The organism is Mycobacterium sp. DL99, from assembly GCF_004762045.1.
Lineage (GTDB): Bacteria > Actinomycetota > Actinomycetes > Mycobacteriales > Mycobacteriaceae > Mycobacterium.
Genome location: NZ_SJOM01000007.1, coordinates 5,301,363 through 5,318,250 on the forward strand (window position 1 = coordinate 5,301,363; position 16,888 = coordinate 5,318,250).

General features: G+C 66.8%; 13 protein-coding genes. 5 read left to right on the forward strand and 8 right to left on the reverse strand.

What is annotated here, in order from left to right; translation table 11 throughout:
* Nucleotides 1-94: 94 nt before the first annotated feature.
* Together EYZ64_RS25845 and EYZ64_RS25850 are read right to left on the reverse strand one after the other, a co-directional pair.
* On the reverse strand, nucleotides 95-2,083 hold the full coding sequence (locus EYZ64_RS25845) for a vWA domain-containing protein (RefSeq protein WP_135457981.1): 1,989 nt from the start codon (nucleotides 2,081-2,083) through the stop codon (nucleotides 95-97).
* Nucleotides 2,076-3,488: a sigma 54-interacting transcriptional regulator gene (locus EYZ64_RS25850; RefSeq protein WP_210115577.1), complete on the reverse strand. Its 1,413-nt coding sequence runs from the start codon at nucleotides 3,486-3,488 to the stop codon at nucleotides 2,076-2,078. Before EYZ64_RS25850 ends, EYZ64_RS25845 begins: the two co-directional genes overlap by 8 nt.
* A 123-nt stretch (nucleotides 3,489-3,611) precedes the next feature.
* On the opposite strand from EYZ64_RS25850, the gene EYZ64_RS25855 reads away from it, so the two are divergent.
* The 3 genes from EYZ64_RS25855 to EYZ64_RS25865 all read left to right on the forward strand — a co-directional run bounded on the left by EYZ64_RS25855 (nucleotide 3,612) and on the right by EYZ64_RS25865 (nucleotide 7,670).
* Nucleotides 3,612-5,498 (forward strand): LpqN/LpqT family lipoprotein, encoded by a 1,887-nt coding sequence (locus EYZ64_RS25855; protein WP_135457983.1) that lies wholly within the window; start codon nucleotides 3,612-3,614, stop codon nucleotides 5,496-5,498.
* 47 nt (nucleotides 5,499-5,545) lie between these two features.
* Entirely contained in the window at nucleotides 5,546-6,559 is a 1,014-nt protein-coding gene (locus tag EYZ64_RS25860) for an alpha/beta hydrolase (protein WP_135457985.1), read from the forward strand.
* A gap of 250 nt (nucleotides 6,560-6,809) precedes the next feature.
* Nucleotides 6,810-7,670, forward strand: a complete 861-nt coding sequence (locus EYZ64_RS25865; protein ID WP_135457987.1) for a type IV toxin-antitoxin system AbiEi family antitoxin — start codon at nucleotides 6,810-6,812, stop codon at nucleotides 7,668-7,670.
* Between the two features lie 88 nt (nucleotides 7,671-7,758).
* On the opposite strand, the gene purH is transcribed toward EYZ64_RS25865, so the two are convergent.
* The 5 genes from purH to sfnG all read right to left on the reverse strand — a co-directional run bounded on the left by purH (nucleotide 7,759) and on the right by sfnG (nucleotide 13,609).
* Nucleotides 7,759-9,321, reverse strand: a complete 1,563-nt coding sequence (gene purH / locus EYZ64_RS25870; protein ID WP_135457989.1) for a bifunctional phosphoribosylaminoimidazolecarboxamide formyltransferase/IMP cyclohydrolase — start codon at nucleotides 9,319-9,321, stop codon at nucleotides 7,759-7,761.
* Entirely contained in the window at nucleotides 9,318-9,947 is a 630-nt protein-coding gene (gene purN / locus EYZ64_RS25875) for a phosphoribosylglycinamide formyltransferase (protein ID WP_167857970.1), read from the reverse strand. The genes purH and purN overlap by 4 nt, the downstream gene beginning before the upstream one ends.
* Nucleotides 9,948-9,956: 9 nt before the next feature.
* Entirely contained in the window at nucleotides 9,957-11,429 is a 1,473-nt protein-coding gene (locus EYZ64_RS25880) for a cell division protein PerM (protein WP_135457991.1), read from the reverse strand.
* A gap of 60 nt (nucleotides 11,430-11,489) precedes the next feature.
* Entirely contained in the window at nucleotides 11,490-12,344 is an 855-nt protein-coding gene (locus EYZ64_RS25885) for a DUF5336 domain-containing protein (RefSeq protein ID WP_135457994.1), read from the reverse strand.
* 134 nt (nucleotides 12,345-12,478) lie between these two features.
* Nucleotides 12,479-13,609, reverse strand: coding sequence for a dimethylsulfone monooxygenase SfnG (sfnG, locus tag EYZ64_RS25890; protein WP_135457996.1), 1,131 nt, complete (start codon nucleotides 13,607-13,609; stop codon nucleotides 12,479-12,481).
* A 141-nt stretch (nucleotides 13,610-13,750) separates the two neighbouring features.
* Between sfnG and EYZ64_RS25895 the strand changes: the two genes are divergently transcribed.
* Nucleotides 13,751-14,599 carry an LLM class F420-dependent oxidoreductase gene (locus EYZ64_RS25895; RefSeq protein WP_135457997.1) on the forward strand — a complete coding sequence of 283 codons (849 nt, stop codon included), beginning with the start codon at nucleotides 13,751-13,753 and terminating at the stop codon, nucleotides 14,597-14,599.
* 165 nt (nucleotides 14,600-14,764) lie between these two features.
* Nucleotides 14,765-15,169, forward strand: coding sequence for a hypothetical protein (locus tag EYZ64_RS25900; protein WP_135457999.1), 405 nt, complete (start codon nucleotides 14,765-14,767; stop codon nucleotides 15,167-15,169).
* Between the two features lie 25 nt (nucleotides 15,170-15,194).
* Here the strand turns inward: EYZ64_RS25900 and EYZ64_RS25905 are convergent, their stop codons facing one another.
* Complete coding sequence (locus EYZ64_RS25905; protein WP_135458001.1) at nucleotides 15,195-16,721, reverse strand: acetyl-CoA acetyltransferase; 1,527 nt, start codon at nucleotides 16,719-16,721, stop codon at nucleotides 15,195-15,197.
* Between the last annotated feature and the right edge of the window lie 167 nt (nucleotides 16,722-16,888).

A 16,888-nucleotide genomic window follows, 5' to 3' on the forward strand; every position in this document is an offset into this window, starting at 1 on the left:
AGACTACGCGAGCGCATTTCACGCCGAGTGCGACGCAGGGGTCGCTCCGCCACGTTGCCGGCGACATTCGCATCGCGCTCGGTGCGGCGAGGGCTCAGCGTCGCCTCGAGTGCAGGTAGTCGCCGACCACCGCTGCGCCCAGGCCGTCGAGATCGGGCACCACCACACGGCCCTGCACCCGCCGGGCAACCTGATCGATGAACCGGGCCAGGCCGGGATCAGTGCCCAGCCGGAAGATCGTCACCTGAGCGCCGAGGCGGGCCACCTCGTCGAACCCCCGGACGGTGTGAGCGATCGTGCGCGGGTGCGGCGGGTAATCGAAGAAAACCGACGACCCTTCGCCGTCACCGAAATCCTCCAGGTGCGCGGTGGGCTCGCCATCGGTCACCACCAGCACGACCGGCTGGGCGTTCGGATGACGACGCAGATGCCGGGTCGCCAGGGCCAGCGCATGGTGCAGATTGGTGCCCTGCTCGTACACACCCTCCAGCCCGGTCAGCTCACCCGCGGTCACGGTGCGCGCGTACCGGCCAAAGGCGATGATCTCCAACTCATCTGAGCGGAACCGGGTGCTCACCAAATGGTTGAGCGCCAACGCCGTACGTTTCATCGGCAGCCAGCGGTTCTCCATCACCATCGAGAACGAGGTGTCCACCAAAAGCGCCACGCAGGCCTGGGTGCGGGTCTCCGTCTCGGAGATCTCCACATCCTCGACCGCGAACCGAATGGGCCGTTCCACGATCCCGGTCCCGGCCTGGCGCAGCACGGCGTTGGTCACGGTGCGGGTGACGTTCCACGGCTCGGTGTCGCCGAACTGCCAGGGCCGGGTGGCCCCGGTCAGCTCCCCGGCCGCACCGGCCCGGCGGGTGTCGCGTTCCCCGTGCCGACCCGAAAGCTGTTGCGCCACATCACGCAGCGCGGTCTGGCCGAGCTGGCGCATGGCCTTGGGCGACAGCCGCCATTGGCCGTCGGAGCCGCGGTCGATGAAGCCCTGGTTCACCAGGGCCTTCTCGAGCTCGGACAAGGTGCGGGCATCGATCGCGGCGTCGTCACCGAGTTGACGGGCCAGCGCCTCGAGGTCGACGTCGTCCATCGACGCCCCGGAATAGCTCTGCGACAACGCGTCGGCCAACTGCTCCAGCTCGGCGATGTCGGACAACGCCTGGGCGCCCTCCCCCATGCCGAGCGGATCGCCACCGGAAAAGCGCTCCGAACCGGTCCAATCCTCGCCCGGCCGGGCGTCCTGCAGGTGCGCGTCGAGCCGGCCCAGCGCATTCATCAGCGACGGCGAACCAAAAGCCTGCTGCGCCAGAGAATCCAGCTCGGCACGCTGCTCGGCCGACAGGCTGTTGCGGAACCGCTGCGCGGCGGCGGCCCGCTTGGCCAACGAGTCCAGCAGCTCGTCGATGTTCTGCGGGCCCTCCGGGAAGAACTCGCCGTGCCTGTCCATGAAGTCTTGAAAATCCTGCGGGGTGTCCTCACCGCGGGCGTGCTTGTCCAGTAGATCGTTGAGGTCGTCGAGCATGTCGTTGACCCGCTGCCGATCCTCGTCGGTGGCGTTCTCCAACGCCTCCTTCATGCCGGCGAAACGTTGATCCAGCATCTCCCGGCCGAGCAGATCCTTGATCTGCTCGTACTTCTGCCGCGCCTCGGGGCTGCGCCAGTCGTAGTCGGCCAGTTCCTGAACGGCTTTGGCCGGCGACGGCGAAAGCGCCTCCATCTGCAGCTCGCCGAACCGTGCGTCGTCGTCGAGTGCGCGGGCCAGCTCCTTGCGCTCGGCCAGCACGGCCTCGTCGAGCAGCTTCTTGATCTCCTGCAACGTGCCGTCAAGGTTGTGTCGCTGCAACAACTCCCGGCGCTTCCGGTTGGCCTCGGCGGCCAGCCGGTCGGTGCCGCGCATCCCCTCGGTGCCGCGACGCATCAGCTCGGAGAGGGCGCGGCGCGGCGAGCTGCCCTCCATGACGCTCTGACCGATCTGCTCGAGGGCGTCACGCAGATCGATCGGAGGTGCCAGAGGGTCGGGGCCACCGGTGTATCGCGAATACCGCGAGGTGTGCCCGTGCGCCCGACCGGGATCAGCCATAGACCGTCTCGCCCTCCCCCGTCACCTTGTCCACACGCTTGGCCAGATACAGCGCCTCCAAGGCCAATTCGACCGCTGCGGCCCGCTCACCGACCGACACCGCCCCCAACCTGGAGGCGAGCGTATCGACGACGGCCAGATCCGGCAGCGCGGCCAGGACGTCCTTGGCCGAAACCCGCTCACCGGTGGTCACCGGCGAGCCCTCCTCGACCGCGGCCACCAGTGGGGCGACGTCGATGCCGCCCAGCAGCCGCTGTGCGGTGTCGGCGGTGGCACGTCGCAGCAGGTGCTCCAGCACCGCCTGCTCACGCCCCTCCTCGCCCGTCTCGAACTCCAATTTGCCGCGCAGCACGTCGATCACGGTGGCCAGGTCAACCACCCGGGCCACCGGATCGTCCTCGCCGAGGATCGCCGAACGGTGCCGCGCCGAGGCCGCCACCGTCTCGGCCGCGGCGATCGCGAACCGGGCCGACACACCGGAACGCTGGTCGATCGAGCTCGATTCACGCAGATTGCGAGCGAACCGGGCCAGCACGCCGAGCAGGTAATCCGGGACCTCGGCAGCCAACTGGGCCTCCTGGCGGATCACCCCGATCTCGTCCTCGATCTCCAGCGGGTAGTGCGTACGGATCTCGGCGCCGAACCGGTCCTTGAGCGGGGTGATGATCCGGCCGCGGTTCGTGTAGTCCTCGGGGTTGGCGCTGGCCACGACGAGCACGTCCAGCGGCAGCCGCAACGTGTAGCCGCGGACCTGAATGTCGCGCTCCTCCATGACGTTGAGCATCGACACCTGAATACGCTCGGCGAGGTCGGGCAGCTCGTTGACGGCCACGATGCCGCGGTGTGCCCGTGGGATCAGCCCGTAGGCGATCGTTTCCGGGTCGCCGAGGCTACGGCCCTCGGCCACCTTGATGGGGTCGATGTCGCCGACCAGATCGGCCACGCTGGTGTCCGGGGTGGCCAGCTTCTCCGTGTACCGCTCACTGCGGTGACGCCACTCGATCGGCAGATCGTCGCCGGAATCGGCGGCCCGGCGGATCGACTCGGGTGTGATCGGGCTGTACGGGTGCTCGCCCAACTCAGACCCGGCGATCACGGGCGTCCACTCGTCGAGCAGCCCGGTCAACGCACGCAACAGCCGAGTCTTGCCCTGGCCGCGCTCACCGAGCAACACAACGTCGTGCCCGGCGATCAGAGCCCGCTCCAGCTGCGGGATCACCGTGTCCTCGAATCCGAGGATGCCCGGCCACACGTCGCGACGATCCGCGAGCGCGGACAGCAGGTTCTCCCGAATTTCGGCTTTGACGCCCCGCTCACGATGGCCGGAGGCACGCAGCTCACCGACGGTACGAGGCAGATCGCCGGAGCCGGCTGGCCGGCGACCATCGTTTTTGGGTTGACTCACCACTCCACGCTACGACTGAACACGCGCGCGCACATCGCCACCCGCCAGAATCACGACCCGCCGCGTGCGGCCACAGCCGGACATAGTCGTTGTCCGAGCGGCGCGACCGGTAGTCTGCGCTCCATGCCGTTGGCTAGCGGTCAGGAATTCGCAGGGTTCACCATCGTCAGGTTGGTGGGCACTGGTGGCATGGGCGAGGTCTATCTGGCGTCCCACCCGCGGTTACCCCGCGAGGACGCCCTCAAAGTGCTGCCCATCAGCGTCAGCTCGGACAATGAGTTCCGGCAACGATTCATCCGCGAGGCGGATATGGCCGCCACCCTGTGGCATCCCCACATCGTCGGCGTGCACGACCGCGGCGAGTTCGAGGACCGGCTGTGGATCTCGATGGACTACGTCGACGGACACGACGCCGCCAAGCTGCTGCATGATCAGTACCCCAAGGGCATGCCGGCCGAGGACGTCATCGAGGTCGTCACCGCCGTCGGCGACGCGTTGGACTACGCGCATCAACGCAAGCTGCTGCACCGTGACGTCAAGCCGGCCAACATCTTGCTCACCAGCAAACAGGGCGCCAAGCGCCGCATCATGCTGACCGACTTCGGCATCGCGCGGCGCGCTGACGAGGTCAACGGACTCACCTCGACGAACATCACCGTGGGTTCGATGTCCTACACCGCGCCCGAACAGTTGATGGGCCAACCCCTTGACGGTCGAGCCGACCAGTACTCACTGGCCGCGACCGCCTACCGCCTGTTCACCGGCACCCCGCCGTTCGCACACAGCAACCCGGCTGTGGTGATCAGCCACCACCTGAACTCCCCGCCACCCAAGCTTGCTGACACGAAACCTGAACTGGCCGTGTTCGATTCGGTGATGGCGAAGGCACTGTCCAAGGACGCCAAGGACCGTTACGACACCTGCCACGACTTCGCCGTCGCCCTCGCCGAGGCGGCTACCGGAACCACCCCCGAGGTGCGCACCCCGGCACCCGCTCACGAGCCCGCGCCACCGACCACCCCGTTGATCATCCCGAAGCCGGCGAACCCGCCGGCCGCCCCGCTCTCGCCGTCGAACCCGCGGGCTGCATCCCCGTCGGAACCGCCGGTGTTCACCTCGTCGTGGGCGGGCAACGAAATCTCCTCCCGCAAACCCGTTGCGGGCGGTGCGCCAGTCGGGATGCAAGGCCCCGCCGGGCCGTCAGGGCCCGTTGGGCCGCCGGCAGGACCGGTCGGGCCGCCACAACAGCAGACCAACTTCGGACCGCCTCCGTTGCCGCACAACCCGATCCCGAAGAAGTCGAACAACCGGCGCAACATCATCGTGGCCGCCGCCGCAATCGGTGCGGCGGTTCTGCTCGTCGGCGGCATCACGCTGGCAGTGACTGCCGGCGACGACAACAGCAACGGCGGCGGGGGCGAGACCACCTCCGCGGTCGCCACGGATACATCCGACCCGGAAACCACCACCGCTCCGAAACCACCGGGGCACGCCTTCACCATCGCCGACTACATCAAGCAGAGCGGCATCGTCGAAACGCCCGTCCACCGCGGCGAACCGGGCGCACCGGTGTTCACCATGCCGACTCCGCCCGGATGGATCGACGCCGGTCCCCGCACCCCGGCCTGGGCCTACTCGGCGATCGTGAACGACCCGGCGAACCCGACCGAGCCGCCGTCGGTCGTCTCGCTGATCTCCAAGCTGGCCGGTGACGTCGACGCCAACAAGCTGCTCGAGTTCGCCCCCAACGAGCTGCAGAACCTGGCCGACTACAAATTCAGCGGTGACGTGACCCGTGGCGAGATCAGCGGGTTCCCCACCGTGCACCTGGCCGGTACCTATGCCAAGGGCGGCCAGCGTCGTGCGATCACCCAGACCACTGTCGTGATCCAGGCGCCCGGCAGCGTCTACGTGCTGCAGATCAACGCAGACGCCAACGAACGCGACAAGACGACGTTGACCGACATCAACAAGGCGATCGAGGCCCAGGCCACCATCGTCATGCCGTGAGTCGGGTCTGAACCGGGTGCGTTCAGGTACCCGGTACCCTGGGTATCGTGAATTCGCTCGATTGGCGTAGCCGGCCCACCACCGTGCACTTCGGCCCCGCATCTTTGCAGTCCAGGGCACTCGGCTGGACCACCGCGATCTTCGTCCGCCCATTGCTGGGCCTGCTGACCCTGATCGGAATGGGCATCAACCGCGTCGCCCCCGCCCTGCTGCAGCGCGCACACCTCGACGTCATCGACCGGCCCCTGCGGGTCATCAAGCCGCTGCCCGGCACCGAGGTGACACCGGTGGCGCTACCCAACTGCCCGGCCGAATGGGTGATCGCCCCCGAGGCCCGCGACTCCGATCTGGTGATCGTCTACCTACACGGCTCGGCGCTAGTGACCCTCGGCCTGAACTCGCACCGCCGCTTCGTGTCGAAGCTGTCTGCCAGCACCGGGGCACGCGTGCTCAACGTCGGCTACCGACTGGCCCCGCAGGCCGACATCGACGATGCCGTCGCCGACGGGCTCGACGGCTACCGCTTCGCACTGTCGCTCGGGTTCGCACCCGATCGGATTGTCCTGGCCGGTGATTCAGCCGGTGGCCTGATGGCCGCCGACACCGCGTTGGCCGCGCGCGACGCCGGACTGCCGGTCCCCGCGGGGCAGGTACTGCTCTCCCCGTTGACCTCGTCCGACATGGATCTGAAATACCTCGCTCTGCAAGAGCATCGCGACGTGCTGTTCCCGTTCATGACCGTGAAGTTCATCTACGACGTGTTCGCCACGGTCAACGGCACCCGGCCGACTCCGGTGATGCCGCCCGAGGCGGACCTGCACGGACTCGGGCCGTTCCTGTTCCAGGTCGGCACGCACGAGATGCTGCTCAACGACACCTTCGCCCTCGCCGACAAGCTCCAGGCCAGCGGTGTTCCCGTGTGGATTCAGGTGTGGGACAGGGCAATGCACATGTTCCAGCTGAGCTTCGACATCAACCCCGATGCGCGACACGCGGTCGAGGAGATCACGTCGTTCATCGAGTACGCGACCACCGAGGTCGAGGACGAAGCCAGCGCGTAAGGGGTTGGCGTCGGCGTTGGTGTCGGGCCTCCCCTGCGCATTACCTTGCGCTTTACCCTCCACGCCGTTTTCTACGCCTGCGTCGTAGCCGCGTGGTCCAGCGACCCAGGTGTAGAAAACGGCGCCGGTGTCTTTTCCCTGTGCGCCGCGCATTCCGCGCCATCCACAGCGCACGGTTCATCCACAGCCTCAGCTGAGACGCATGCCGGCGCCGTCAATCCGTCGGTCGCGCTGCTGATCGTCGTGGTCCATGAGCTTCCCATTCATCGGACCGGAAGCGGTCGCGGCCGGCAGCCTCACCCCGGGCCAACTGCGATGGCGATACGCCCCGGCGCATCCACGCGTCTACCTGCCGAAGGGCGCCGTTCGAACCCTGAAGGCCAACACGATGGGCGCGTGGCTGTGGACTGGCCGTCGCGGGATCATCGCCGGCCGGGCAGCCGCAGCTCTGCACGGTGCGCAATGGGTCGACGACGATGCCCCGGTGGAACTGATCATGGAGCACGGGCGTCGCAGGCCCGGCATCATCGTGCGCGAGGAACGCATCAGGCCTGACGAGATTTGCCGGATCGGCGATTTCAGCGTGACCACACCGCTACGCACCGCGCTTGATCTCGCGCGTTTCCTTCCCCGTGACGCGGCAGTTGCCCACCTCGATGCGCTGGCCATCGCCACAGGCGTCGACGCCGGGCAAGTGCTCGAATTGGCCGGCCGGTATCGCGGGCTACGTGGAATACGAAGCGCCCGAACAGCACTCGATTTGATGGATGCCGGTGGGCAATCTCCGCCGGAGACCTGGCTGCGGCTGCTTCTCATCGACGCGGGCTATCGGCGTCCGCGTACTCAGATCCGGGTGACCGACGGCTTCAACGACGCGTTCCTCGACATGGGTTACGACGACGTCAAGGTGGGCTGGGATTACGAAGGTAAACACCACGCCACGGACCGTTCGCGTGTGGTGCACGACATCGGCCGCAATGAGCTCATCGAACGCGAAGGCTGGATAGACATCCGTGTCGTGGTCGAACACAGCAGGGCGTTCATCCTGCACCGGGTCCGAGAGGCATTTGCCCGGCGTGGTGGTTCACCGTTTTCTACCTCTGGGTCGTGACGACGTAATCATCACAGCCCAGGGGTAGAAATCGGCGCAGCCCCTCATGGCGGCGGTGCACCGGGCCAATCGATTGAGACCGAAGAAACTAGTGCGCGAAATGCCTTGCACCGGTGAGGTACAGCGTGATGCCAGCGGCCTCGGCAGCAGCGGTCACCTCGGCGTCACGTACCGAGCCACCCGGGTGCACGATCGCCTTGACGCCGGCATTCGTCAGCGTCTCCAAGCCGTCGGGGAACGGGAAGAACGCGTCGGAGGCGCCCACCGAACCGGGCACGCGGTCGCCCGCACGCTGCACGGCCAGCCCGGCCGCGTCGACGCGATTCACCTGTCCCATACCGACACCCACGGTCGCGCCGTCCTTGGCGATCACGATCGCGTTGGACTTCACCGCGCGGCAGGCCCGCCAGGCGAACACGAGATCGCTCAGCGTCTGCGGGTCGGCCGGCTCACCGGTGGCCAGCGTCCAGTTCGCCGGATCGTCACCCTCGGCGTCGAGCGCGTCACGCTGCTGCAGCAGCACCCCGCCACTGATCTGGCGCATCTCGATGCCACCGACCAGCGGCTCCGACGCCACCAGGATGCGGATGTTCTTCTTGCGGGCCAAGATCTCGACCGCTCCGGCCTCATACGCCGGGGCGATGATGACCTCGGTGAAGATGTCGGCGACGGTCTCGGCCATCTCGACGCTGACCTCGGTGTTGGAGGCGATGACGCCACCGAACGCACTCAGCGGATCGCACTCGTGCGCCTTGCGGTGCGCGTCGGCCACCGACTCCGAGGAGATCGCGATGCCACACGGGTTGGCGTGCTTGATGATCGCCACGCAGATCTCTTCGTGGTCGAACGCGGCCCGCCACGCCGCATCGGCGTCGGTGTAATTGTTGTAGGACATCTCCTTGCCGTGCAGCTGCTCGGCCTGGGCCAGTCCGGGCCACGCGGAGTCGTCGCGGTAGACCGCGGCCTGCTGATGCGGGTTCTCGCCATAGCGCAGGACCGCGCTGCGGTGCCAGGTACCGGCGAACCAGGCCGGCAGCGGCTGAGCAGGCTCCTCAGGAGCCAGCGTCGACCCCATCCAGCCGGCAACAGCCACGTCGTACTCGGCGGTGTGCCGGAATGCCAACGACGCCAGCTTCTTCCGCTCATCGAGGGTGAACCCGCCGGCCCGAACCGCGGCCAGCACACCGTCATAGCCCAACGGATCCACGACCACGGCCACGCTGGGGTGGTTCTTGGCGGCCGCACGAACCATCGACGGCCCACCGATGTCGATCTGCTCGACGCACTCGTCCACCGATGCCCCGGACTCGACCGTCTCGGAGAACGGGTACAGGTTCACCACCACGAGCTCGAACGCCTCGACCTCGAGCTCCTGCAGAGCCGCAACATGTTCGGGCTTGCGGGTATCGGCCAGCAGACCGGCGTGCACGCGCGGGTGCAGAGTCTTGACCCGGCCGTCGAGCACCTCGGGGAAACCCGTCACCTCTTCCACCGGGGTGACCGGAACACCTGCGGCGGCAATGGTTTTGGCGGTCGACCCGGTGGAGACGATGGCCACGCCCGCCTCGTGCAGGCCGCGGGCCAGATCGGCCAGGCCGGTCTTGTCATAGACACTGATCAGCGCTCGGCGGATCGGTTTCTTCTCGCTCACCCTATGGTCGCCTTTCGTCCAGTCCAGGTCACGCCGCGGGTTGCCAGCGCGGCCAGCACATCCACCAGCAGTCGACGTTCGACCACCTTGATGCGCTCATGCAAAGTCTCTTCGGTGTCATCATCGAGCACCTCGACAGCCTGCTGGGCCAGAATCGGCCCGGTATCCATGCCGGAGTCCACGAGATGCACCGTGCAGCCCGTCACCCGCACGCCGTACGCCAACGCCTCGGGCACCGCATGCGCCCCGGGGAACGCGGGCAGCAATGCGGGATGGGTGTTGACCACCCGGCCTGGGAACCGGGAAAGAAACTGGCCGCCCAGAATTTTCATGAACCCGGCCGAGACCACCAGGTCCGGCTCATGTTCAGCGGTGGCCTCGGTGAATGCGACGTCCCAGGCGTCGCGGTCCGCATGATCACCCAGCCGCACGGTGTAGGACGGCACCCCCGCCGCCGCCGCGATGTCCACCGCGGCACATTTGCGGTCGGTTCCGACTGCCACCACACGCGCCGGATAGTCGTCTTCGGCGGCGGCCAGTAGCGAGGCGAGCAACGATCCTGTCCCCGAAGCCAGCACTACCAGCCGTGCCGGTGTACTCGGAGGCACATGTAAGGGTTGCTGCACGCGAGCAGCCTAGTCGCCCGCACGGCGAGGGTTGTCGCCGGTCACTGGGCCGTCTGGCATGTCGTCGACGATGAAGTGGTCCTCGGGGTCCTCATCGAGGTCGTCATAGCGCCGCGGGCGGGGTTCATAGACGGTTTCCTGTACGTCCTCGTAGTCGTCGGGCTCGTCCGCCGCCGGCTCCTCGGCCGACCACGACACCAACGGTTGGTCGGGTTCGAGCTCGGGTTCGGGATCTGCCTCGGCGTACTCGATGTCCTCGTCGACGTAGTCGTCGCCCTCTTCGGACTCGGACTCGAACTCGGGTTCAGGCTGCGGCTCGACCGGTTCCGGTTTGGGCGGGAGTACCGGTCGGGGCTTGCGGGTCAGGCCACCGGACATCGCCACGGTCAGTCCGCCGACCCCGGCGAACCAGAGGAACACCGCAGGCGCGAACGTCGATTGATCCACCCCGACGTCGCCGAAATTGCCCAGCCGCCCGCCGCCGGCGTAGCCGAGCAGCGCCATCGTCACGGCCGCCAGCGCCGACGCCACCAGCAACTTGCCTGTGGCCGCCCCGATCGGCTGGGGACGCCGCGCACACTGCTGGCCCAATGCGACTGCCGAGGCCGCACCCACGATCAGGAGCGCCACCCAGATGGGGCCCAACGGCGGCGTGGGCACCGCGGCCAGCACCGGCACCGCAGGGATGTCACCGCCGAACACCGTGAATGAACTGAAGGCGGCCAGCCCGACATGGGCACTGGATCCGACCGCGATCGCCGAGGCACCGACGATCACGTTGGGGATGTAGAGGATCGACAACAGAGTCAGGCTGAGCTGGCCGAACAGGCTGTCGGTGATCGCAAATAGGTCGTGCATCGTGGCCCAGTGCACCACCAGCGACACGGCCGTCACCGCCCCGGAAAGACCGAACAGGGCCAGCACACCGGCGGTCGCGGCACGGAACGCCTCGGGCAGCCAGTCCGGCAGCGGCGAGGCGGCCAGCGTCCGTCGACCGACCTTCGAGCCGACGCCGATCAGGGCACCGATTGCGTGCACGATCAGCACGCTGCAGAACGCGCGCAGGGCGCTGGGAGTCTGAAGTTCGCTGATCACCGAGGCTGCGTCGTGAATGACGGCCAGCAGGAGCGCCGCGATCAGAATCGGCCCGCCCAAGGCCGAGGCGACCACCCAGCGGGTGACGAACCAGGAGGAATTGGGGGCGGTGGCCGCGGCCGTGGTGCGCGCGGTGCCCCAGATCATCGCCAGCACCGGCAGCAGGGGCATCACCCCGAGCTCGCGGCCGCCGATCGACACCGGCACTTGGTGCACGCCGAGCCACATGCTGGCGATCGCACCGAGCGCGCCCGTCATGTCGCTGTTGGCGATCAGCAGTTGCAACAGCACAACCGCGGCGATGACCACCAGCGCGACGACGGACGGCCCGAACGCGACCCGGAGCAACTCACGCGCCTGGCGGGTGCCGACTGGCCGGTTACTCACTTGGTGGGCTGCTCCTCGCAATGATCGGCGCGTGCGCGGGAAGCGCACGCGCCGATCAGCTTACGACGGTGCAGTGCCAGATTGCTGTGAAGGCGACTGCTGTGCCTGCGGCTGTGCCGGAACGGCACTGGTGGGCGCTGACGAACCCGACTGCTGCTGCGGCTGGCCGTAGGTGGGGTAACCGGTCGGAGGGGTCGGCGGGCCGCTCGGCTGCTGACCCTGCGGGCCCTGCTGGCCCTGAACGGGGAAACCACCGGTGTTCGGACCACCGGAGTAGCCGCCGTACTGCGACGGGTAACCGGGACGCTGCGGCTGAGCCTGCTGGTAGGGCTGGCCACCGTGCTGCGGCTGGTGCTGCTGACCGTAGTACTGCGACGGGCCACCGTACTGGCCGTACTGCGGCTGCTGATCGAACTGCGGCTTGGGTGCCGGAGGCGTGATCACGCCGGCGTCGAACAGGAGCGCGGCAATCGCGGCACCGGCCTGGATCAGGGTGAGGGCCAACAGCACCCACAGCGTCCAGTCACCTTCTCCACCGCTGGATACCGCGGCGCCGATCACGAACAGGAACGGAATCGTCGCGGCGATTGCGGCGGCTGCCGTGTAGTTCTTCTGTTTGGGCAGCAGGCTGACGCCGGCCAACAGACCCGCCAACAGCGGAAGCGCCACGAGCAGGATCATCGCCTGAGCGGTCGAGGCGTCGAGGGCGAAGCTCACGAAGTAGATGAGCAGGCCGGCAACGGCAACGACCCCGAGCAGGATCTCGGGCAACTTGTTCTCACCAGGTGCAGCACTGGCCGGTGCGGCCGGGGCGGCGGGCACAGGAGCGGGGGCAGCCTTGGCGAACTGCTGGGTTGCATCGAACTGCGAACCCGACTGCGGCGGGTATCCGGGATTACTGGGCGGGTAGGTCATGACCTCTCCTGTGCTATCGAGCTTCGCGACGTGTGTTCACGCAGGCATGAATACCGACCACGTGAGCGATTCGAGCTTCCACGCTAGCGCACCCAGCTGGGTGCCGGGCGCTCGTGTTTGGTGTCGGAGCGGTCTCAAGCTGATACCAGGACGGGTGCGTCGGCGGAATCCGTTTCGGTGGACTCGATTTCGCGGACGAGCGGCAGCACCTTGGCGCCGAAGTACTCGATTTCCTCTTGGAAATGCAGGAATCCGCCCAGGATGAGGTCCACGCCACGTTTGCGGTATGCGGCAATGCGTTCGGCGATCTGCTCGGGTGTGCCGATCAACTGGGTGCGGAAGCCGTCGTTGTACTGCACCAGGTCCTCGAAGCTGGAATCGGCCCACATGCCCTTCTTATCCCCGGTGGAGTTGCCGGCCTGCTGTACCGCGCCGCGGAAGCCCTCGACCGCGGGCTTGTTGGCCTTCGCGACGATCTCTTTGAGCGTCTCCTTTGCCTCTTTCTCTGTGTCGCGCGCGATGATGAACCCGTTCAGCCCGAACTTCACCTCGCGGCCTGCGTCACGGGCATGGTCGCGCACCTCGACGACCTGTTCGGTGATGCCCTCGAAGCCTTTGCCGTTGGAGAAGTACCAGTCGGCGTAGTAGCCACCGTTGCGCCGGGCGGCCGTCGAATTGCCGCCCTGGAAGAGCTCGGGATTGGGGCGCTCGGGCGTGTTGAGCGGCTTGGGCTTCAGGGTGAAATCGTGGATGCGGTAGAAGTCGCCGCGGAAATCCACGTCGTCTTCCGTCCATATCTTCCGCAGGACCTGGAGGAACTCCGCGCTGCGGCGGTAGCGCTCGTCGTGTTCGAGCCACGGCTCGCCCAAGTGGGTGAACTCGTCCTTGAACCAGCCTGAGACGACGTTGACGGCGAAACGGCCATTGCTGAGGTGGTCGGCGGTGGCGCCGAGCTTGGCCAGCACCGCCGGCTGCCACAGACCAGGGTGCACTGCGGCGATGACCTTGAGCCGCTGCGTGGCGAGCAACAGCGCGAGGCTGAAGCTGGTCGATTCATGCTGGTACTCCGCGCCGTAGCTGGCCTCATAGCGAACCTGGCTCAGGGCGTATTCGAAACCGTTGTTCTCCGCGGTCTGCGCCAGCTTCTTGTTGTACTCGTAGTTCCAGTCGGTGCGCTGCTCGATATCGCTGGTGACCAGGCCGCCACTGACGTTGGGCACCCAATAGGCGAACTTGACGTGGTCGGCGATGCGTTCAGTCGTCATGTCGGTGATCCCAGCAAACGTGCGCGCACCCGTCGCGGGTATCACTCGCGGTGAAGTTTTCTCTCGTCGCCCCACCCGCCGGGACAACTAACGAGACGCACCGTCTTGCTACTCGGACTGAAACACGTTCTAATTCTGGTCATGGACTATGGGCTCGTTCTCTTCACCAGTGACCGCGGCATCGCCCCGGCCAAGGCCGCCAAACTCGCCGATGATCACGGCTTCACGACGTTCTATGTGCCCGAGCACACCCATATCCCGATCAAACGCGAGGCCGCTCACCCCACTACCGGTGACGAGTCCCTGCCTGACGACCGCTATATGCGCACCCTGGATCCGTGGGTGTCGCTGGGCACCGCGTGTGCGGTTACCTCGCGGGTGCGGTTGTCGACGGCCGTCGCGCTGCCCGTCGAGCACGATCCGATCACCCTGGCCAAGTCCATCGCCACCCTGGACCACCTGTCCGGCGGGCGGGTGTCGCTGGGTGTCGGATTCGGTTGGAACACCGACGAACTCGCTGACCACAACGTTCCCCCGGGCCGCCGCCGCACCATGCTGCGCGAATACCTGGAGGCCATGCGTGCGCTCTGGACCGAGGAAGAAGCCTCGTACGAAGGCGAATTCGTGAACTTCGGGCCGTCGTGGGCCTGGCCCAAGCCCGTGCAGTCACACATTCCCGTGCTCGTGGGTGCGGCCGGTAACGAGAAGAACTTCAAGTGGATCGCCAAGTCCGCCGACGGCTGGATCACCACGCCGCGCGACTTCAACATCGACGAGCCGGTCAAGCTGCTGCAGGACACCTGGGCCGCGGCCGGGCGTGACGGCGCACCGCAGATCGTGGCGCTGGACTTCAAGCCGGACCCAGAGAAGCTCGCACACTGGCGTGAACTGGGCGTCACCGAGGTGCTGTTCGGGCTGCCGGACAAGTCCGAGGCCGAGGTGTCGGCGTACGTCGAGCGACTCGCGGGCAAGCTGGCCTCGCTGGTCTAGTTCTGGCTTCGCCTGGTTGAGCCGGTTCACGCCGGCCTTTCGCGCCGAGATCAACGCCAGGGTCGTGAATATTCGATGAGAACGACCCTGGCGTTGATTTCGTCGTTACGCTGACGCGGGTGCGCACCGCTGGACGTGGACGGGGCTGTTCTGAGGAGGGTTCACGTGAACATTCGCGCGGCCATGACGAGTGCCGCACTTCTCGCAAGCATCACCGCCTGTTCCGATCAGACGGCGACGCCCGATCCCACCACCACGCATGCCCTCCCGGCGATCAACGTGACGATCCCGTCGACCACACCGCCGCCGGAGTACCTTGAGGACTGTGGCGTCGTACATCAATACGGCCCGACCGAAGAACATGCGGTGCGTGGCAGCGCGAACATCGACTGCGCCGAGGCCCGTCGGGTCGGCAAACTCTGGTACGCGACGCCCTCAGGACGGTCTGCCGGCTACTACGTGACATTCGAGAACTGGGAGTGCATTGGCGGCAACGCCAACGAGTACCTGACCCGTTGCGTCCGCTCAGATTCCGCAGTGGTTTACCTACGGATCCACACCGCCGAGTGAGCGGGTCGGGATCCGCGCGGCCGCGCTACGCCAGCGTCGCGGTGTTCCGCTTCTCGCCGGACTGCACGACGATCGATGCGCCAAGCGGCTCACCGTCGGAGAGCAACGTCACCAGCGCCTCGTCGGTCGTCGTCGCCAGGAACCGGCTGCCGTCGGAATCCAGACGCCCGATGATGATGCCGGTGCGCGGCGTCCAGTCGTAGCGGACCGTATAGGTCTCGATTGTGGCTGGGCCGTCGGCCTTTTCGACGATCGTCACACGCTCTTGCGCGTTGAACTCGTCCTGCAGAGCAGCGCTGCCGTCGGCCACCCAGTCCGCCGCCTCGGTCGAGTAGATACCGACCGAGTACTTGCTCGCGATACCGCCATTGCCGCCGACAAGCGCGAATTGGCCCGGCTTGTCGCGCATTTCATTGACAGCCTCGGCGATACCGTGCATCGAGTAGTTGTTCCCCGGGCCACCGAAGAAGGGCAGGCCACCGGTGAGCGTCAAGCCGCGTTCGTCGTCGGGCGCCAGGCCGGTACCGTCGCAGATGTTGAGCACCGGGAACGGGAAGCAGCTGTAGAGGTCGAAGGCCGCGACGTCGTCGAGCGTGATTCCGGCAACCCGCAAGGCCTCATTGACCGCGATCACCGCGGCCTCGCTGTAACCGAGTTCGGTGCGCTCAAGGAGCTTGATTTCCTTCATGTCGGCGTGCCCGCGCAGGTACACCCACTTCTCCTCGGGCACATCGAGTTTCCGGGCCGTCTCGACCGACATCAGCAGTACGGCCGCGCCCTGGTTGACCTGATCGCGCGCCACCATCATGCGCGGGTACGGGTCACAGATCATCCGGTTGCTCTCGGTGACGGTGGCCAGCTCCTGGGCCGAGCGCTCAACCGGGGCAGACGAATACGGGTTCTTGGCGGCCACCTTCGAGAACGGTGCGAACAGTTCGGCCATCTGGGTGCGATAGTCGGTCACCGACAACCCCTGCCGGGCGCGGCGCGCGTTCTCCAGCAAGCCGTACTGCACCGGGGCTCCGATCAGCCCGTGCTTGATCGTGTACTCGTCGAAGATGCCGTCGTAGCCGTAGCCGCGGTCCTCGAGCTGACCGTCGATGGTCTCGGAGTGGTCCGGCTTGTCGTCGCGCTTGGAGAAGTGGCGCAGCGTCGAGGTGTTCTCCGAGCCGAACAGCAGCACCACCTCGGCCTCGCCCGCCGCGATGGCCGCCGAGAACTCGGTGACGAGGTGTTGGGGGCTCTGACCGCCGATCACCTCGAGAATGGCGCGCGCCGGCTCGGCTCCGACGTTGCGTGCCACCGAGCGCGGGTAGTTGTCAGACACCCCGAGGGTTGGCGTCTGCGGGCCGGAGATCTCGAACTGCCGCGTACCCGCCACAGTGTCGATTGCCTGCGCCACGGCGGCAGCGTCGGCCCCGCAGTCGTGCAGCGCTGCCTTGGCTGCCTCAGTGGCCAGCTCGACCGAGGACATCCCGCGATACCCATCGAGGTCGATGCGTTCGGTGAACTGTCCGACGCCGACGATGACGGGGGTGCGCGGATCGACCATGACAATCTCCTTGACGGGTGTTAATTCGCGAGGCTAACCGATTGGGGTTTCGCGAGCGAAATCGGTGCATATCTGCCCTCATCAGGGGCGTTGAACCTTCTGGATCCGTCGCTTTCGACACCCGGGTCGCTCGCCGAAACTCACCACGACCGTGGTGCAGAAAACGG